The organism is Streptomyces sp. Ru73 (assembly GCF_002920575.1).
GTDB lineage: Bacteria > Actinomycetota > Actinomycetes > Streptomycetales > Streptomycetaceae > Streptomyces.
On sequence record NZ_PQSQ01000134.1, the window covers coordinates 1 to 16,944 of the forward strand.

Here is a 16,944-nt window from a genome sequence, read left to right on the forward strand (position 1 = left end):
AGCACGACCAGCGCGCCCCGCCCCGACGCCAGCGTCGCCGCCACCGCGGCGGCCAGCTCCCACGGCCAGTGCGGCCCCGGCAGCGCCGTCCACACGGCGCGGGGCGAGCCCCCGCGCGCGAGCGCGTCGAGGAACCCGGGCCGTCCGGATACCGCTCCCAGCTGGCGAGCGCGGGCACGGCGGGCGGGGGCGGCGGCGCGGGGAAGCGCTCCGCCTCGGGCTTGGCGTGCCGCGGCGGGATGGCCAGCTGCAGGACGTCGGCGAGCGAGCCGGCGTACCGGTCGGCGACCGCGCGGCACAGCGCCAGCAACTCGGGGCTGAGCACCGGCTCCGGCGAGACGACCTGGGCGAGGGCGGCGAGCGGGCCGCGGTAGTCGGACTCGGCGATGCGCTCGACGATGTACCCGTCGAGGAGGCCGCCGCCCTCGCGCCGGCCCTCGCGGACCTTGCCGGTGCCCGCGCCGAACCGCACCCGGACCCGGACACCGGGCCGGGCCTCCTCGTCCATCGCGGCGGGCACCGCGTAGTCCCAGAGCTTGTCGAGGTGGACCGGGCCCTTGTCCACCAGGACCCGGGCGACGGGCCGGTCCTTGGCCAGCTCGGCGCCGCGCCAGGTCCGCGGCCTGGCCTTCGGCGCCTTCTTCTTGGCCTCCCGGACGGTCTCCCGGATCAGGGCCAGCTGCTCACCCTGCTCCCCGGCCCCCGCCCCGTTCTCGCTGCTCACACCCCCAGTCTTAGCAGACCGCACCGACAGCGGCCGCGGCGCGCGGGACAGCGGGACGGACCGGAAACGCCTCCGGGCCCGTACCGCTGTCGCGCGGTACGGGCCCGGAGGCGTGAAGCTAGGGAAAGCGGAGCCTCGGCGGCTCGCGGACCTTAGAGGCCGGCCGCCTTGCGCAGGGCGTCGACGCGGTCCGTGCGCTCCCAGGTGAAGGACTCCAGCTCACGGCCGAAGTGGCCGTACGCCGCGGTCTCCGCGTAGATCGGGCGGAGCAGGTCCAGGTCGCGGATGATCGCGGCCGGGCGGAGGTCGAAGACCTCGGAGATGGCCTGCTCGATCTTCTCGACGTCGACGGTGGCGGTGCCGAAGGTCTCCACGAAGAGACCCACCGGCTCGGCCTTGCCGATGGCGTAGGCGACCTGGACCTCGCAGCGCTGGGCCAGGCCCGCGGCCACGACGTTCTTCGCGACGTAGCGCATGGCGTACGCGGCGGAGCGGTCGACCTTGGACGGGTCCTTGCCGGAGAAGGCGCCGCCGCCGTGGCGGGACATGCCGCCGTACGTGTCGATGATGATCTTGCGGCCGGTGAGGCCCGCGTCACCCATCGGGCCGCCGATCTCGAAGCGGCCGGTGGGGTTCACCAGGAGGCGGTAGCCCTCGGTGTCGAGCTTGATGCCGTCCTCGATCAGCTCGTTCAGCACGTGCTCGACGACGAACTCGCGGATGTCGGGAGCGAGCAGCGAGTCCAGGTCGATGTCGCTCGCGTGCTGCGAGGAGACGACGACGGTGTCCAGGCGGACTGCCTTGTGGCCGTCGTACTCGATGGTGACCTGGGTCTTGCCGTCGGGACGGAGGTAGGGGATGGTGCCGTTCTTGCGCACCTCGGACAGCCGCTTGGACAGGCGGTGCGCGAGGTTGATCGGGAGCGGCATCAGCTCCGGGGTCTCGTCGCAGGCGTACCCGAACATCAGGCCCTGGTCGCCGGCGCCCTGCTTGTCCAGCTCGTCCTCGTCGCCCTCGACCCGCTTCTCGTAGGCGGTGTCGACGCCCTGGGCGATGTCCGGGGACTGCGCGCCGATCGATACGGAGACACCACAGGAAGCGCCGTCGAAGCCCTTCTTGGAGGAGTCGTAACCGATCTCCAGGATCTTGTTCCGCACGAGGGTGGGGATGTCGGCGTAAGCCTTCGTGGTCACCTCGCCGGCCACGTGCACCAGGCCGGTGGTGATCAGCGTCTCGACGGCGACCCGGGAGGCCGGGTCCTCCTTCAGGAGCGCGTCGAGGATGGTGTCGCTGATCTGGTCAGCGATCTTGTCGGGGTGGCCCTCGGTGACGGACTCCGAGGTGAACAGGCGGCGGGACACATCGCTCCCTGGGGTTGCAGCGGCTGCTGTCTGATCATTGACGGACCGGCCGAGAGCTGCGCTCGGCGCGATCCACGGCCAGTTTATCGGTCGGACGTGCAGTTCGGGCACGCAGTCTCGTTCTGTGGATGCGCCGTGACCAGGGACACCCTGCCATGCGTGCCCGGAGCATCGCTCGATCGCACGCCACGACAAGGGGTTTTGCCGTGGCGGACGGGCCGGAATGGACCCATCGAGTGATCAGGAAATTCGCTCGGCGACCAGGTCCCAGACCGTGTCGGCCAGGGCTTCCTTGGGTCCGTGCGGGACCGGGGTCTCGGTGCCGTCGGCGGCCAGTACGACCGCCTCGTTCTCGGCCGAGCCGAAGGTCCTGTGCTCCCCGACCTCGTTGACGACCAGCAGGTCACAGCCCTTGCGGGCGAGCTTCTTGCGGCCGTTCTCCAGCACGTCGTCGGTCTCGGCGGCGAATCCGACGACGATCTGTCCGGGACGCGCCCGGTCGGCGGAGATCTCGGCAAGGATGTCCGGATTGCGGACCAGGTCGAGCGGCGGCTGCTCCACGTCGTCCCGCTTCTTGATCTTCCCGGGCGCGTATGCGGCCGGGCGGAAGTCGGCCACGGCGGCCGCCATGACCACCGCGTCGGCGTCGGCCGCCGCCTTCAGCACCGCCTCGCGCAGCTGCACGGCCGTGCCGATGCGGACGACGTCCACCCCGGCCGGGTCCGGCAGCCCGGTCTCCGCCGCGACCAGCGTGACCCGGGCGCCGCGCGCCACGGCCGTACGGGCGAGCGCGTAGCCCTGCTTGCCGGAGGAACGGTTGCCCAGGTAGCGGACGGGGTCCAGCGGCTCGCGGGTGCCGCCCGCGCTGATCACCACGTGCCGGCCGGCGAGGTCCGGCGCGACCCCCTCGGGGCCGCGGGCCAGCACCCGGCGGCAGACCTCGAAGATCTCGGCCGGGTCGGGGAAGCGGCCCTTGCCGGTGTCGACGCCGGTCAGCCGGCCGACGGCGGGCTCGATGACGAGGGCGCCGCGGCGGCGCAGGGTCGCGACGTTCTCCTGGGTGGCCGGATGCTCCCACATCTCGGTGTGCATCGCCGGGGCGAAGACCACCGGACAGCGGGCGGTCAGCAGGGTGTTCGTCAGCAGGTCGTCGGCGAGGCCGTGCGCCGCCTTGGCCAGCATGTCGGCGGTACAGGGAGCCACCACGACCAGGTCGGCGCCCTGCCCGATGCGGACGTGCGGCACCTCGTGCACGGACTCCCAGACCTCGGTCGAGGCGGGGTTGCCGGAGAGCGCGGCCCAGGTGGCCTCGCCCACGAAGTGCAGCGCGGAGGCCGTCGGCACCACGCGGACGTCGTGCCCGGACTCGCTGAGCCGCCGCAGCAGCTCGCACGCCTTGTACGCGGCGATCCCGCCGCTGACCCCCAGGACGACCTTGGGCTTGTCCATCGTCTTCGCTGCTCCCCGAGCCAGGGCGCCCCTGCGCCAACGCCTACGTGCACACCTGTGCGGTACCTACCCATGACACACCAAGGGTCCGGCAGCCGCGCTGCCGGACCCTTGGTCCATGAAACTTTCGCCGGAGCGGGCCCTTACTGGGCCGGGCCCTCCACGGCCTCGGAGGTCAGCAGACCCGCGTTGATCTCGCGCAGCGCGATCGAGAGGGGCTTCTCGTGGACGTGGGTGTCCACCAGGGGGCCGACGTACTCGAGCAGGCCCTCGCCGAGCTGCGAGTAGTACGCGTTGATCTGGCGCGCACGCTTCGCGGCGTAGATCACGAGGCTGTACTTCGAGTCGGTGGCCTCGAGAAGCTCATCAATCGGCGGGTTGATGATGCCCTCGGGCGTGGTGATGGAAGAGGACACTCTCTGCCTTCCGAAGGGTGTGATCAGGGAATCCCCGGAAAATCCGCGGTATCTGAAAAGAGCGCGAAGATCATTCTCCGGAGTTATTCAGCATCAAGGCTAGCAGCTCGCGCGAGACGCCCTCGACGGAGGTGTTGACGAGCGTCTCGTCGAACTCCTTCTCCGCCGCCAGCTCGACCCGCGCGGCCGCCAGCCGGCGCTCGATCACCTCGGGCGACTCCGTGCCGCGGCCGGTGAGCCGGCGGACCAGCTCGTCCCAGCTCGGCGGGGCCAGGAAGACCAGCCGCGCCTCGGGCATGGACTCACGCACCAGCCGGGCGCCCTGGAGGTCGATCTCCAGCAGCACCGGCTCTCCCGCCGCCAGGTGGTCCAGGACCGCCTGGCGGGGGGTGCCGTAGCGATTGCCCGCGAATTCGGCCCACTCCAGCAGTTCGCCGTTGGCGATCAGCTTGTCGAACTCCTCGTCCTCGACGAAGAAGTACTGGACTCCGTGGCGCTCGCCGGGGCGCGGCTTACGGGTGGTGGCCGAGACCGAGAGCCATACCTCGGGGTGGACCTTGCGCATATGGGCGACGACCGTGCTCTTGCCGACCCCGGAGGGGCCGGAGAGCACGGTCAGCCGCGGTTGTCTGTCCGGGGTTGCCGGGGTCGCCCCCCGGGAGACTGCAGAACTCATGCAGCGATTATTCCAGCTTCCGGGGAGTGCCCGGGCACTCAGGAAGCGGGGGCGCCGAACTCGCGCTCAAGAGCCGCGATCTGGTTGGAGCCGAGACCACGGACCCGGCGGCTCTCGGAGATGCCCAGCCGCTCCATGATCTGCTTGGCGCGGACCTTGCCGACGCCGGGCAGGGACTCGAGCAGTGCGGAGACCTTCATCTTGCCGATGACGTCGTTCTCCTGGCCCTGCTTGATGACCTCGTGGAGGGAGGCACCGGAGTGCTTGAGCCGATTCTTGACCTCGGCGCGCTCCCGGCGAGCCGCGGCGGCCTTCTCGAGCGCGGCTGCGCGCTGTTCAGGGGTAAGGGGCGGAAGAGCCACGCCTACGTCACCTCGGATGTCGAACTGTCGGATACGGACCGGTGTGGAACCTACTTGCCCCGCACCTGCGGAGCAACGAACAACGCGCTTACGTGCGGTGCTCTCGTCGGAGACTAGCGGGCGAGGGCGCCAGAGTCAGCGAGAACAGACGAAAAGTCCTGGTCAGCCTCTGCCGACCAGGACATTTCGGGACCAATGGACCGGGGAAAGTGCCGGTCGCTGCCACTAACCGACCGCTGCGGCCACATCCTCGGCGAACCGCGCCGCCGCATCGCGCAGACCTGCGGCGTCCGGACCGTGACGCAGGACACCCCGGCTGACGCTCGGGACGACGTTGCGCACGGCGTTCCCGAAGACCTTCGGGAGGTCGGCGGGGGTCGCGCCCTGGGCACCGATGCCGGGCGCGAGCAGCGGCCCGTTCACCGCGAGGTCGTACGAGGACAGCTCCCCGAGGGTCGCGCCGACGACGGCCCCGAAGGAGCCCAGCGGCTCGGCCCCGGCGTTCTCGGCCTTGAGGTGGGCCAGCATGGTGCCGGCGACGGTCGAGCCGTCGGCCCGTACGGCATGCTGCACCTCCTGCCCCTCGGGGTTGGAGGTGAGGGCCAGCACGAAGAGGCCGCAGCCGTTCTCCTTGGCCAGCTCCACCGCGGGCTTCAGGGAGCCGTAGCCCAGGTACGGGCTGACGGTGAGCGCGTCGGAGAAGAGCGGGCTGTCCTTGCCGAGGAAGGTGTCGGCGTACGCGGCCATCGTGGAGCCGATGTCGCCGCGCTTGGCGTCCATGAGGACCAGCGCGCCGCGCTCCCGGGCCTCGGCGACGGCGGTCTCCAGGACGGCGAGGCCGCGCGACCCGAAGCGCTCGAAGAACGCGGCCTGCGGCTTGAAGACCGCGACGGTCTCGCCGAGCGCCTCCACGACGGTACGGGTGAACCGGGCCAGGCCCGCCACGTCGTCGTTCAGGCCCCAGTCGGCCAGCAGGGAGGCGTGCGGGTCGATGCCGACGCAGAGCGGCCCGCGCTCGTCCATGGCGCGGCGCAGGCGGGCGCCGAAGGGCTCGGGGGTGCTGCCGGAGGTCATGAGGTCACCTTCTTGTGCTCGGCGCCGACGGCCTCGGCGAGGGTGGCGTACGGGCTGTTGCGCAGGCGTGCTGCCAGGCCCTTGTGGATCGCGCGGCACCAGAAGGGGCCCTCGTAGATGAAGGCGCTGTAGCCCTGCACCAGGGTGGCACCGGCCAGGATGCGCTGCCAGGCGTCCTCGGCGTTCTCGATGCCGCCGACGCCGATGAGGGTGATGCGGTCGCCGACGCGCGCGTACAGGCGGCGCAGCACCTCCAGGGAGCGCTCCTTGACCGGGCGGCCGGAGAGCCCGCCCGTCTCGCGGACGAGCGCGGGGTCGGACATCAGGCCCAGCCCGTCGCGGGCGATGGTGGTGTTGGTGGCGATGATGCCGTCCAGACCCAGCTCGAGGGCGAGGTCGGCGACCGCGTCGACGTCCTCGTCGGCCAGGTCGGGGGCGATCTTCACCAGGAGCGGGACGCGGCGCCCGGTGACCGTGCGGTCGGCGGCCTCGCGCACGGCGGAGAGCAGCGGGCGCAGGTGGTCGACGGCCTGGAGGTTGCGCAGGCCGGGGGTGTTCGGCGAGGAGACGTTGACCACGAGGTAGTCGGCGTGACCCGCCAGCCGCTCGGTGGAGGTGACGTAGTCACCGACCGCCTCGTCCTCGGGCACGACCTTGGTCTTGCCGATGTTGACGCCGAGCGTGGTCCGGAAGACGGGGTTGCGGGCCGCCAGGCGGGCCGCCACGGCCGCGGAGCCCTCGTTGTTGAAGCCCATGCGGTTGATCAGCGCGCGGTCCTGCACGAGGCGGAAGAGGCGCTTCTTGGGGTTGCCGGGCTGCGGCTGCGCGGTGACCGTGCCGATCTCGACGTGGTCGAAGCCGAGCATCGTCATGCCGTCGATGGCGACGGCGTTCTTGTCGAAGCCGGCGGCGAGCCCGAAGGGGCCGTGCATGCGGCGCCCGAGGGCCTCGACGCGCAGCTCCTTGTAGCGCGGCGCGAGGACGGCGGCGACGAAGGTCCGCAGGACGGGGATGCGGGCGGCCAGCCGGATCCAGCCGAAGGCCAGGTGGTGGGCCTGCTCCGGGTCCATCCGCTTGAAGATCAGGTTGAAGAACAGCTTGTACACAGGAGTGTCCTCATGAAGAGGGGGACACCGGGTGGCCGGTGTCCCCCTCGATCGACGGGCTGCTTAGTCGCGGGCCGCGGTCAGGTGCTCCGCGTGCTCCTGGAGGGAGCGGACGCCCACCTCGCCGCGGGACGTCGCCTCGATGCCCTGGACGGCGGCCGCGAGGGCCTGGACCGTGGTCAGGCAGGGCACGGAGCGGGCCACCGCCGCCGTACGGATGTCGTAGCCGTCCAGGCGGCCACCCGTGCCGTACGGGGTGTTGACGATCAGGTCGACCTCGCCGTCGTGGATCAGCTGGACGATGGTCTTCTCGCCGTTCGGGCCCTCGCCCTCGGACTGCTTGCGCACGACGGTGGCGTTGATGCCGTTGCGGCGCAGCACCTCGGCGGTGCCGGAGGTGGCCAGCAGCTCGAAGCCGTGCTGGACCAGCTCGCGGGCCGGGAAGATCATCGCGCGCTTGTCGCGGTTGGCGACGGAGACGAACGCGCGGCCCTTGGTGGGCAGCGCGCCGTACGCGCCGGCCTGCGACTTGGCGTACGCCGTGCCGAAGACCGAGTCGATGCCCATGACCTCACCGGTGGAGCGCATCTCCGGGCCGAGGACGGTGTCCACGCCGCGGCCCTGCATGTCGCGGAAGCGCGACCAGGGCATCACAGCCTCCTTGACGGAGATCGGCGCGTCCATGGGCAGCGTGCCGCCGTCGCCGGTCTTCGGGAGCATGCCCTCCGCGCGCAGCTCGGCGATGGTCGCGCCCAGCGAGATGCGGGCCGCGGCCTTGGCGAGCGGCACGGCGGTGGCCTTCGAGGTGAAGGGCACCGTACGGGAGGCGCGCGGGTTGGCCTCCAGGACGTAGAGGATGTCGCCGGCCATCGCGAACTGGATGTTGATCAGTCCGCGGACGCCCACGCCCTTGGCGATGGCCTCGGTGGAGGCGCGCAGCCGCTTGATGTCGAAGCCGCCGAGGGTGATCGGGGGCAGCGCGCAGGCGGAGTCGCCCGAGTGGATGCCGGCCTCCTCGATGTGCTCCATGACGCCGCCGAGGTAGAGCTCGTGGCCGTCGTAGAGCGCGTCGACGTCGATCTCGATGGCGTCGTCGAGGAAGCGGTCGATCAGCACCGGGTGCTGGTCGATGAGGCCCGCGTGCCGCTCCAGGTACTCGGCGAGCGACGCCTCGTCGTAGACGATCTCCATGCCGCGGCCGCCGAGCACGTAGGAGGGGCGGACCATGACCGGGTAGCCGATCTCGGCGGCGATGTCCTTGGCCTGGTCGAAGGAGAAGGCGGTGCCGTACTTCGGGGCCGGCAGCCCGGCCTCGGTGAGCACCCGGCCGAAGGCGCCGCGCTCCTCGGCGAGGTCGATGGCCTCGGGCGAGGTGCCGACGATCGGCACGCCGTTGTCCTTCAGTGCCTGCGCGAGACCCAGCGGGGTCTGGCCGCCGAGCTGGACGACGACGCCCGCGACGGGGCCGGCCGCCTGCTCGGCGTGGACGATCTCCAGCACGTCCTCGAGCGTCAGCGGCTCGAAGTACAGGCGGTCGGAGGTGTCGTAGTCGGTGGAGACGGTCTCCGGGTTGCAGTTGACCATCACCGTCTCGTAGCCCGCCTCGCTGAGCGCGAAGGAGGCGTGGACGCAGGAGTAGTCGAACTCGATGCCCTGGCCGATGCGGTTCGGGCCGGAGCCCAGGATGATCACCGCGGGCTTCTCGCGCGGCGCGACCTCGGACTCCTCGTCGTAGGAGGAGTAGAAGTACGGCGTCTTCGCGGCGAACTCCGCGGCGCAGGTGTCGACCGTCTTGTAGACCGGGCGGACGCCGAGGGCGTGCCGGACCTCGCGGACGACGTCCTCGCGGAGCTGGCGGATGCCGGCGATCTGGGCGTCGGAGAAGCCGTGCCGCTTGGCCTCGGCGAGGATCTCGGGGCCGAGCTTGTCGGCGGCCGCGATCTCGTCCGCGATCTCCTTGATCAGGAAGAGCTGGTCGACGAACCACGGGTCGATCTTGGTGGCGTCGAAGACCTCCTGCGGGGTGGCCCCGGCGCGGATGGCCTGCATGACGGTGTTGATCCGGCCGTCGGTCGGGATGCCGGCCTTGGCCAGCAGCTCGGCCTTGTCGCCGGGCTCACCGGTGAAGACGAAGGAGCTGCCCTTCTTCTCCGTCGAGCGCAGCGCCTTCTGGAGGGCCTCGGTGAAGTTGCGGCCGATGGCCATGGCCTCGCCCACCGACTTCATGGTGGTGGTGAGGGTGGCGTCGGCGGCCGGGAACTTCTCGAAGGCGAACCGCGGCACCTTGACCACGACGTAGTCGAGCGTGGGCTCGAAGGACGCCGGGGTCTTCTCGGTGATGTCGTTGGGGATCTCGTCGAGGGTGTACCCGACGGCGAGCCGCGCGGCGATCTTGGCGATCGGGAAGCCGGTGGCCTTGGAGGCCAGCGCGGAGGAGCGGGAGACGCGCGGGTTCATCTCGATGACGATGACCCGGCCGTCCACGGGGTTGACCGCGAACTGGATGTTGCAGCCGCCGGTGTCGACGCCGACCTCGCGGATGATCGCGATGCCGACGTCGCGCAGCACCTGGTACTCGCGGTCGGTCAGCGTCATCGCCGGCGCGACGGTGATCGAGTCGCCGGTGTGCACGCCCATCGGGTCGAAGTTCTCGATGGAGCAGACGACCACGACGTTGTCGTTCTTGTCGCGCATCAGCTCCAGCTCGTACTCCTTCCAGCCGAGGATGGACTCCTCCAGGAGCACCTCGGTGGTCGGGGAGAGCGTGAGGCCCTGGCCGGCGATGCGGCGCAGCTCCTCCTCGTTGTGCGCGAAGCCGGAGCCGGCGCCGCCCATGGTGAAGGAGGGGCGGACAACGACGGGGTAGCCGCCCAGCTCCTCGACGCCCTTCATGACGTCGTCCATGGAGTGGCAGATGTAGGAGCGCGCGGACTCGCCGTGGCCGATCTTCTTGCGGACCTCCTCCACGACCTCCTTGAACTGGTCGCGGTCCTCGCCCTTGTGGATCGCCTCGACGTTGGCGCCGATCAGCTCGACGCCGTACTTGTCGAGGGTGCCGGCCTCGTGCAGCGAGATCGCGGTGTTCAGCGCGGTCTGGCCGCCGAGGGTCGGCAGCAGCGCGTCGGGGCGCTCCTTCGCGATGATCTTCTCGACGAACTCGGGGGTGATCGGCTCGACGTAGGTGGCGTCGGCGATCTCCGGGTCGGTCATGATCGTCGCCGGGTTGGAGTTCACGAGGATGACGCGGAGGCCCTCGGACTTCAGGACCCGGCAGGCCTGGGTGCCGGAGTAGTCGAACTCGGCGGCCTGGCCGATGACGATCGGGCCGGAGCCGATGACCAGGACGGACTGGATATCGGTGCGCTTAGGCACGCTGGCCCTCCATCAGGGAAACGAAGCGGTCGAACAGGTAGGCGGCGTCGTGCGGACCGGCGGCCGCTTCGGGGTGGTACTGGACGCTGAAGGCCGGCTGGTCGAGCAGCTGGAGGCCCTCCACCACGTTGTCGTTCAGGCAGACGTGGGAGACCTCGGCACGGCCGTAGGGGGTGTCGGAGACCTTGTCGAGCGGCGCGTCCACGGCGAAGCCGTGGTTGTGCGCGGTGACCTCGACCTTGCCGGTGGAACGGTCCTGCACCGGCTGGTTGATGCCGCGGTGGCCGTACTTCAGCTTGAAGGTGCCGAAGCCGAGCGCGCGGCCCAGGATCTGGTTGCCGAAGCAGATGCCGAAGAGCGGGGTCTTCCGCTCCAGGACACCCTGCATGAGGGCGACCGGGTGGTCGGCGGTGGCGGGGTCACCGGGGCCGTTCGAGAAGAACACGCCGTCCGGGTTGACCGCGTAGACCTCTTCGATCGTGGCGGTGGCGGGCAGGACGTGCACCTCGATGCCGCGCTCGGCCATGCGGTGCGGGGTCATGCCCTTGATGCCCAGGTCGATGGCGGCGACGGTGAACTTCTTCGTGCCGATGGCCGGGACGACGTAGGTCTCCTGGGTGGCGACCTCGGCGGAGAGGTTCGCGCCCTTCATCTCGGGGGCCTGCCGGACCTTCTCCACCAGCGTGCCCTCGTCGGGCAGCGCGTCACCGGAGAAGATGCCGACGCGCATCGCGCCGCGCTCGCGCAGGTGGCGGGTGAGCGCGCGGGTGTCGACGCCGCTGATGCCGACGACGCCCTGCGCGGCGAGCTCCTCGTCCAGGGTGCGGACGGAGCGCCAGTTGGAGGGCACCCGTGCGGGGTCGCGGACGACGTAGCCGGAGACCCAGATCTTCTTGGACTCGGGGTCCTCGTCGTTGACGCCGGTGTTGCCGATGTGCGGGGCGGTCATGACGACCACCTGGCGGTGGTAGGAGGGGTCGGTCAGGGTCTCCTGGTAGCCGGTCATGCCGGTGGAGAACACCGCCTCGCCGAAGGTCTCCCCCACGGCCCCGTAAGCACGGCCGCGGAAGCTGCGGCCGTCCTCCAGGACGAGTACGGCGGGAACCTTCGCGGTTCCCCTGGTGGAGGTCGTCATCGTGCGCCTTCCGTTTCGGTGGTCGTGCTGATCAGCGCCTCATTGCGCTGGATGGTCTCGTTGAGTGCGGTCACCCACGCGGGGTGGCCGTCGGCGCGGTCGGAGCGGAAACCGGAGTCGATCTCCTTGTCGCCCAGCCGCCAGGTGATCACCAGCAGCCCGCCCTCGGGCAGGACCTTGCCGGCGATGCCCTTGTCCAGGCGGGCGCCGCGCAGGTCGGCCGCCGGGATGAAGAAGTCCTGCGCCCCGGGCCGTACGACGTCCACGCCCTGGTCCGTGAGGGTGACCTCGGCGCGGCTGCGGGTGCCGAGCCCGCGGGCCACGATCCGGTCGAGCCACTGCCCGGCGGTGGTCGAGCCGTGGTACCGGCCGCTCATCGTCAGCCGCGCCTCGCCGGGCTCCTCCGGGGTCTGCGGCAGCTCGGGCAGGTCGCCCTGGAGCGTGCCGCGCCACTTCCAGCCCTCGCGCATCAGCCAGTACAGCAGCGCGATGAAGAGCAGCAGGCCGACGACCCAGCCGATCCGCGCGGGCCAGTTGGTGACCTCGGCCGACTTCTGCGCGGCGGCCAGAGGGATCAAGGTCAAATCAGGTGTCACGCCAGCTTCCCGTCCACGACCGTTGCCCGGCCCCGCAGGAAGGTGTGGGTGACGCGGCCCGGCAGCTCGCGGCCCTCGTACGGAGTGTTGCGGCTGCGGGAGGCGAACCCTGCGGGGTCCACAGTTCCACGGTAAGCGGAATCGACCAGCACCAGGTTGGCGGGCTCGCCTGCCGAGACGGGGCGGCCCTGGCCCGCGAGGCGGCCGATGGCCGCGGGGCGGACGGACATCCGGTCGGCGACCTGCGCCCAGTCCAGCAGGCCGGTGTCGACCATCGTGTGCTGGACAACGGACAGCGCGGTCTCCAGGCCGACCATGCCCATGGCCGCCGCGCCCCACTCGCAGTCCTTGTCCTCGTGCGGGTGCGGGGCGTGGTCGGTGGCCACGCAGTCGATGGTGCCGTCGGCCAGCGCCTCGCGCAGCGCCATGACGTCGCGCTCGGTGCGCAGCGGCGGGTTGACCTTGTAGACCGGGTTGTACGTGCGCACCAGCTCGTCGGTGAGGAGGAGGTGGTGCGGGGTGACCTCGGCGGTCACGTCGATGCCGCGGGACTTGGCCCAGCGGACGATCTCGACGGAGCCGGCGGTGGAGAGGTGGCAGATGTGCACGCGGGAGCCGACGTGGTCGGCGAGCAGCACGTCGCGGGCGATGATCGACTCCTCGGCGACGGCCGGCCAGCCGCCCAGGCCCAGCTCGGCGGAGACGATGCCCTCGTTCATCTGGGCGCCCTCGGTGAGCCGGGGCTCCTGGGCGTGCTGCGCGACGACGCCGTCGAAGGCCTTCACGTACTCCAGGGCGCGGCGCATGATCACCGCGTCGTCCACGCACTTGCCGTCGTCGGAGAAGACCCGGACGTTCGCCGCGGAGTCGTGCATGGCGCCCAGCTCGGCGAGCTGCTTGCCCTCCAGGCCGACCGTGACGGCGCCGACCGGCTGCACGTCGCAGTAGCCGGACTCCTTGCCGAGCCGCCAGACCTGCTCGACGACGCCGGCGGTGTCGGCGACCGGGAAGGTGTTGGCCATCGCGTGGACGGAGGTGTACCCGCCGACCGCTGCGGCCTTGGTGCCGGTCAGGACGGTCTCGGAGTCCTCGCGGCCGGGCTCGCGCAGGTGGGTGTGGAGGTCGACCAGGCCCGGCAGCAGGATCCTGCCGTCGGCCTCGATCACCTCGGCGTCGCCCGCCTCGATGCCGGTGCCGACCCGGGCGATGGTCTCGCCGTCGATCAGCACGTCCTGCGGCTCGCCGCCGAGGACCTTCGCACCGCGGATAAGAGTCTTGCCCATGATCAGTTGTTCTCCTCGGTGCGAGTGCCGGTGGTGCTGGTGGTGCTGGTGGAGAGGGCCGGCTCGTTGCCGCCCAGCAGGAGGTACATGACCGCCATGCGGATGCTGACGCCGTTGGTGACCTGCTCGACGGCGGTGCAGCGCGGCGAGTCGGCGACCTCGGCGGTGATCTCCATGCCGCGGTTCATCGGGCCCGGGTGCATCACGACGGCGTGCTCGGGCATCCGGGCCATCCGGTCGCCGTCCAGGCCGTACCGGCGGGCGTACTCCCGCTCGGTGGGGAAGAAGGCGGCGTTCATCCGCTCGCGCTGGACGCGGAGCATCATGACCGCGTCGGACTTGGCGACCACGGCGTCCAGGTCGTAGGAGACCTCGCAGGGCCAGGTCTCGACGCCGACCGGGACGAGGGTGGGCGGCGCGACCAGCGTGACCTCGGCGCCCAGGGTGGTCAGCAGGTGGACGTTGGAGCGGGCGACGCGGCTGTGCAGGATGTCGCCGACGATCGTGATGCGGCGGCCGTTCAGGTCGCCCTCGCCGCCGGCCAGCCGGCGGCGCATCGTGAAGGCGTCCAGCAGCGCCTGGGTGGGGTGCTCGTGGGTGCCGTCGCCGGCGTTGATCACCGAGCCGCCGATCCAGCCGGAGGTGGCCAGGCGGTGCGGCGCGCCGGAGTCGTGGTGCCGTATGACGACGGCGTCGGCGCCCATCGCCTCCAGGGTCAGCGCGGTGTCCTTCAGCGACTCGCCCTTGGAGACGGACGACCCCTTGGCGGAGAAGTTGATGACGTCCGCGGAGAGGCGCTTGGCGGCGGCCTCGAAGGAGATGCGGGTACGGGTGGAGTCCTCGAAGAAGAGGTTGACGACGGTGCGCCCGCGCAGGGTGGGCAGCTTCTTGATCGGCCGGTCGGCGACCCGGGCCATCTCCTCGGCGGTGTCGAGGATCAGGACGGCGTCGTCGCGTGAGAGATCGGCGGCCGAGATGAGGTGACGCTTCATCCGGTTTCTCCGTGAGTGAGGCAGGTGTGCGGGAATGTCCGCCGAGCGGGCAGGCGTACGCGACCGGGCACGGCCGGGGCGTACGGAAGGGCTCAGCGCTCGGCGGCCTGTGCGGCCTGGGCCTGCTTGTCCTGCTTGACGCCGAGCAGCACGGCGTCGCGGCCGTCCTCCTCGGCGAGCTGGACCTTGACCGTCTCCCGCAGCGACGTGGGGAGGTTCTTGCCGACGTAGTCCGCGCGGATCGGCAGCTCGCGGTGGCCGCGGTCGACGAGGACGGCGAGCTGCACGGCGCGCGGCCGGCCGATGTCGTTCAGGGCGTCGAGGGCCGCGCGGATGGTGCGGCCCGAGAAGAGCACGTCGTCGACGAGGAGGACCACCCGGCCCTCGATGCCGTCACCGGGGATGTCGGTGCGCGCGAGCGTGCGGGCAGGGCCCAGGCGCAGGTCGTCGCGGTACATCGTGATGTCGAGCGAGCCGACGGGGACCGCGCGGCCGGTGATCTCTTCGAGCTTGGCGGCGAGCCGGCGGGCGAGAAAGACGCCACGGGTGGGGATGCCGAGCAGGACCACGTCCTCGGCGCCCTTGGCGCGCTCCACGATCTCGTGGGCGATGCGGGTCAGCATCCGTGCGATGTCCGGGCCTTCCAGCACGGGCCGCGCCGGAGCCTCCGGGTTTGCGTCCATACGAAACGGACCTCCTTCTCCGCCTCACGGGACGGACCTTAAAGGACGTCGGATTTACCGCATTCACGGTAGCAGGGCACCGGACAACGGCCGTAAGCACCCCTGCCGGTACACGGTATGCCTCATTCGGCTTGACGAAGCCAAATTACGCTGCGTAACCTCACAGTGAGTTACCAGCCGCGCGGCCCAGCCGCATGTCGAGACAGCTGTCTGGGGAGCTTTATGTCCAGCGAATACGCTAAACAGCTCGGGGCCAAGCTCCGCGCCATCCGCACCCAGCAGGGCCTCTCCCTCCACGGTGTCGAGGAGAAGTCCCAGGGCCGCTGGAAGGCCGTGGTAGTGGGCTCGTACGAGCGCGGCGACCGTGCCGTGACCGTGCAGCGCCTGGCCGAGCTGGCCGACTTCTACGGCGTGCCGGTCCAGGAGCTGCTTCCGGGCACGACCCCGGGCGGCGCCGCCGAGCCGCCGCCGAAGCTGGTGCTGGACCTGGAGCGCCTGGCCCACGTCCCGCAGGAGAAGGCCGGCCCGCTGCAGCGCTACGCCGCGACCATCCAGAGCCAGCGCGGCGACTACAACGGCAAGGTGCTCTCCATCCGCCAGGACGACCTGCGCACGCTGGCGGTCATCTACGACCAGTCCCCCTCGGTCCTCACCGAGCAGCTGATCAGCTGGGGCGTCCTGGACGCCGACGCGCGCCGCGCGGTCCAGCACGAGGACATCTGAGCCTCCGACACCGCACAGCAGAAACGAAACGCCTCGGGGCGGGAGCAGCGGCTCCTCCCCCGAGGCGTTTTCTGCGTGTACGGGGCACCCGGCCGTCCGGCGCGGTCCGGACCGGCTCAGCCCGCCGTCCGGCTCGTGCGCGGCCCCGGCTCACGCCCGGACCCGCCTCGCGTCCGGACCCGCCTCACGTCCGGGCCCGGCTCACCCCGGCACCCGGTACAGCCGTCCGATGACCTCGGCAGCAGGCGCTCCGCGAGCCGGGGGCGGCATCGCCTGCAGGACCGCGAGCACCCGGTGCCATCCGCTCCGGCAGCGCCTCTGACGTGCCGATTCCGGCCAATTCCAGCGCCGCGTCGATCTCCTCGGGCGTCAGCGCGTCCGGGTCGAGCGCGGCCGCCGCTGCCCGCAGCTCCGGGTCCACCACCGCCGGGCCCCGCTCGCGCGCCCGCCGCACCGCCGCCGCCAGCGCGTCCAGCAGCGCGGCGACGCTCTCCTCCCCCGCCACCGCGGCCGTGACCGTCAGATGGAGGGTCGCGGGCGAGCTGCCGTACGCCGGCTGCGGCTGGAGGTACCAGCCCGCCTCCCGGATCTCGTCGGCCACCACGAACGGGTCCACGTCCGGCCCGTCCGCCGCCACCGCGACGAGCGAGGCGTCCGGCGGTCCGAGCACCCGCAGGCCGTCGATCGCCACGATGCCGCGGACCAGCGCGCCGGTCGCCCGGTGCACCCGCAGCGCCAGCTCCGTGCAGCCCTCGGTACCGATGTGCTGCACCACGGCCCAGGCGGCGGCGAGCAGCCCGGCGGACTTGGTGCCCTGGAGGGTGGCCGGGTAGCCGGGCCAGGCGGCTGTGCGCGAACCAGCCGTACCGGCGCAGCTCCGCGTCGCGCAGCAGCAGGACCGAGGCGCCCTTGGGCGTGTAGCCGTATTTGTGCAGGTCCACCGAGACGGAGCTGACGCCCGGCACCGAGAGGTCGAAGGGCGGCAGCTCCGG

At 71.2% G+C, this 16,944-nt stretch carries 15 protein-coding genes and 1 pseudogene; 1 reads left to right on the forward strand and 15 read right to left on the reverse strand.

Features of this window, described 5'->3' with window-relative positions:
- The 14 genes and pseudogenes from C3486_RS33795 to pyrR form a co-directional block, all read right to left on the reverse strand.
- Positions 1-724: pseudogene (locus C3486_RS33795) on the reverse strand (primosome assembly protein PriA); the annotation flags it as partial.
- A 152-nt stretch (positions 725-876) separates the two neighbouring features.
- Positions 877-2,085, reverse strand: a complete 1,209-nt coding sequence (metK, locus tag C3486_RS33800; RefSeq protein ID WP_103836686.1) for a methionine adenosyltransferase — start codon at positions 2,083-2,085, stop codon at positions 877-879.
- Positions 2,086-2,325: 240 nt separating this feature from the next.
- Positions 2,326-3,534: a bifunctional phosphopantothenoylcysteine decarboxylase/phosphopantothenate--cysteine ligase CoaBC gene (gene coaBC / locus C3486_RS33805; RefSeq protein ID WP_103836687.1), complete on the reverse strand. Its 1,209-nt coding sequence runs from the start codon at positions 3,532-3,534 to the stop codon at positions 2,326-2,328.
- A gap of 143 nt (positions 3,535-3,677) precedes the next feature.
- Positions 3,678-3,950 (reverse strand): DNA-directed RNA polymerase subunit omega, encoded by a 273-nt coding sequence (gene rpoZ / locus C3486_RS33810; protein ID WP_030610454.1) that lies wholly within the window; start codon positions 3,948-3,950, stop codon positions 3,678-3,680.
- A gap of 70 nt (positions 3,951-4,020) precedes the next feature.
- Entirely contained in the window at positions 4,021-4,626 is a 606-nt protein-coding gene (gene gmk / locus C3486_RS33815; RefSeq protein WP_103836688.1) for a guanylate kinase, read from the reverse strand.
- A gap of 38 nt (positions 4,627-4,664) precedes the next feature.
- Positions 4,665-4,988 carry an integration host factor gene (locus C3486_RS33820; protein ID WP_103836689.1) on the reverse strand — a complete coding sequence of 108 codons (324 nt, stop codon included), beginning with the start codon at positions 4,986-4,988 and terminating at the stop codon, positions 4,665-4,667.
- Between the two features lie 225 nt (positions 4,989-5,213).
- The gene (pyrF, locus tag C3486_RS33825; protein WP_103836690.1) at positions 5,214-6,062 is read right to left on the reverse strand and encodes an orotidine-5'-phosphate decarboxylase; all 849 of its coding nucleotides are present in this window, start codon (positions 6,060-6,062) and stop codon (positions 5,214-5,216) included.
- Positions 6,059-7,168, reverse strand: coding sequence for a quinone-dependent dihydroorotate dehydrogenase (locus tag C3486_RS33830; RefSeq protein ID WP_103836691.1), 1,110 nt, complete (start codon positions 7,166-7,168; stop codon positions 6,059-6,061). Before C3486_RS33830 ends, pyrF begins: the two co-directional genes overlap by 4 nt.
- Before the next feature lie 63 nt (positions 7,169-7,231).
- Positions 7,232-10,540 (reverse strand): carbamoyl-phosphate synthase large subunit, encoded by a 3,309-nt coding sequence (gene carB / locus C3486_RS33835; RefSeq protein ID WP_103836692.1) that lies wholly within the window; start codon positions 10,538-10,540, stop codon positions 7,232-7,234.
- Complete coding sequence (gene carA, locus C3486_RS33840; protein WP_103836693.1) at positions 10,533-11,675, reverse strand: glutamine-hydrolyzing carbamoyl-phosphate synthase small subunit; 1,143 nt, start codon at positions 11,673-11,675, stop codon at positions 10,533-10,535. Before carA ends, carB begins: the two co-directional genes overlap by 8 nt.
- On the reverse strand, positions 11,672-12,271 hold the full coding sequence (locus C3486_RS33845) for a hypothetical protein (RefSeq protein WP_103836694.1): 600 nt from the start codon (positions 12,269-12,271) through the stop codon (positions 11,672-11,674). The genes carA and C3486_RS33845 overlap by 4 nt, the downstream gene beginning before the upstream one ends.
- Complete coding sequence (locus C3486_RS33850; protein WP_103836695.1) at positions 12,268-13,554, reverse strand: dihydroorotase; 1,287 nt, start codon at positions 13,552-13,554, stop codon at positions 12,268-12,270. The genes C3486_RS33845 and C3486_RS33850 overlap by 4 nt, the downstream gene beginning before the upstream one ends.
- 2 nt (positions 13,555-13,556) lie before the next feature.
- Complete coding sequence (locus C3486_RS33855; RefSeq protein ID WP_103836696.1) at positions 13,557-14,546, reverse strand: aspartate carbamoyltransferase catalytic subunit; 990 nt, start codon at positions 14,544-14,546, stop codon at positions 13,557-13,559.
- 92 nt (positions 14,547-14,638) lie between these two features.
- Positions 14,639-15,229 (reverse strand): bifunctional pyr operon transcriptional regulator/uracil phosphoribosyltransferase PyrR, encoded by a 591-nt coding sequence (pyrR, locus tag C3486_RS33860; protein ID WP_103836697.1) that lies wholly within the window; start codon positions 15,227-15,229, stop codon positions 14,639-14,641.
- Positions 15,230-15,451: 222 nt separating this feature from the next.
- Here pyrR and bldD point away from each other — a divergent pair, with 222 nt between their 5' ends.
- Positions 15,452-15,952, forward strand: a complete 501-nt coding sequence (gene bldD / locus C3486_RS33865; RefSeq protein WP_030610427.1) for a transcriptional regulator BldD — start codon at positions 15,452-15,454, stop codon at positions 15,950-15,952.
- 184 nt (positions 15,953-16,136) lie between these two features.
- On the opposite strand, the gene C3486_RS33870 is transcribed toward bldD, so the two are convergent.
- On the reverse strand, positions 16,137-16,724 hold the full coding sequence (locus C3486_RS33870; protein WP_181138788.1) for a hypothetical protein: 588 nt from the start codon (positions 16,722-16,724) through the stop codon (positions 16,137-16,139).
- Positions 16,725-16,944 lie beyond the last annotated feature (220 nt).

Bases quoted from the DNA above. Each gene is read 5' to 3' on its own strand.
- coaBC (WP_103836687.1), bottom strand. From the start codon at position 3,534: ATGGACAAGCCCAAGGTCGTCCTGGGGGTCAGCGGCGGGATCGCCGCG.
- gmk (WP_103836688.1), bottom strand. From the start codon at position 4,626: ATGAGTTCTGCAGTCTCCCGGGGGGCGACCCCGGCAACCCCGGACAGA.
- pyrF (WP_103836690.1), bottom strand. From the start codon at position 6,062: ATGACCTCCGGCAGCACCCCCGAGCCCTTCGGCGCCCGCCTGCGCCGC.
- carA (WP_103836693.1), bottom strand. From the start codon at position 11,675: ATGACGACCTCCACCAGGGGAACCGCGAAGGTTCCCGCCGTACTCGTC.
- C3486_RS33850 (WP_103836695.1), bottom strand. From the start codon at position 13,554: ATGGGCAAGACTCTTATCCGCGGTGCGAAGGTCCTCGGCGGCGAGCCG.
- C3486_RS33855 (WP_103836696.1), bottom strand. From the start codon at position 14,546: ATGAAGCGTCACCTCATCTCGGCCGCCGATCTCTCACGCGACGACGCC.
- pyrR (WP_103836697.1), bottom strand. From the start codon at position 15,229: ATGGACGCAAACCCGGAGGCTCCGGCGCGGCCCGTGCTGGAAGGCCCG.
- bldD (WP_030610427.1), top strand. From the start codon at position 15,452: ATGTCCAGCGAATACGCTAAACAGCTCGGGGCCAAGCTCCGCGCCATC.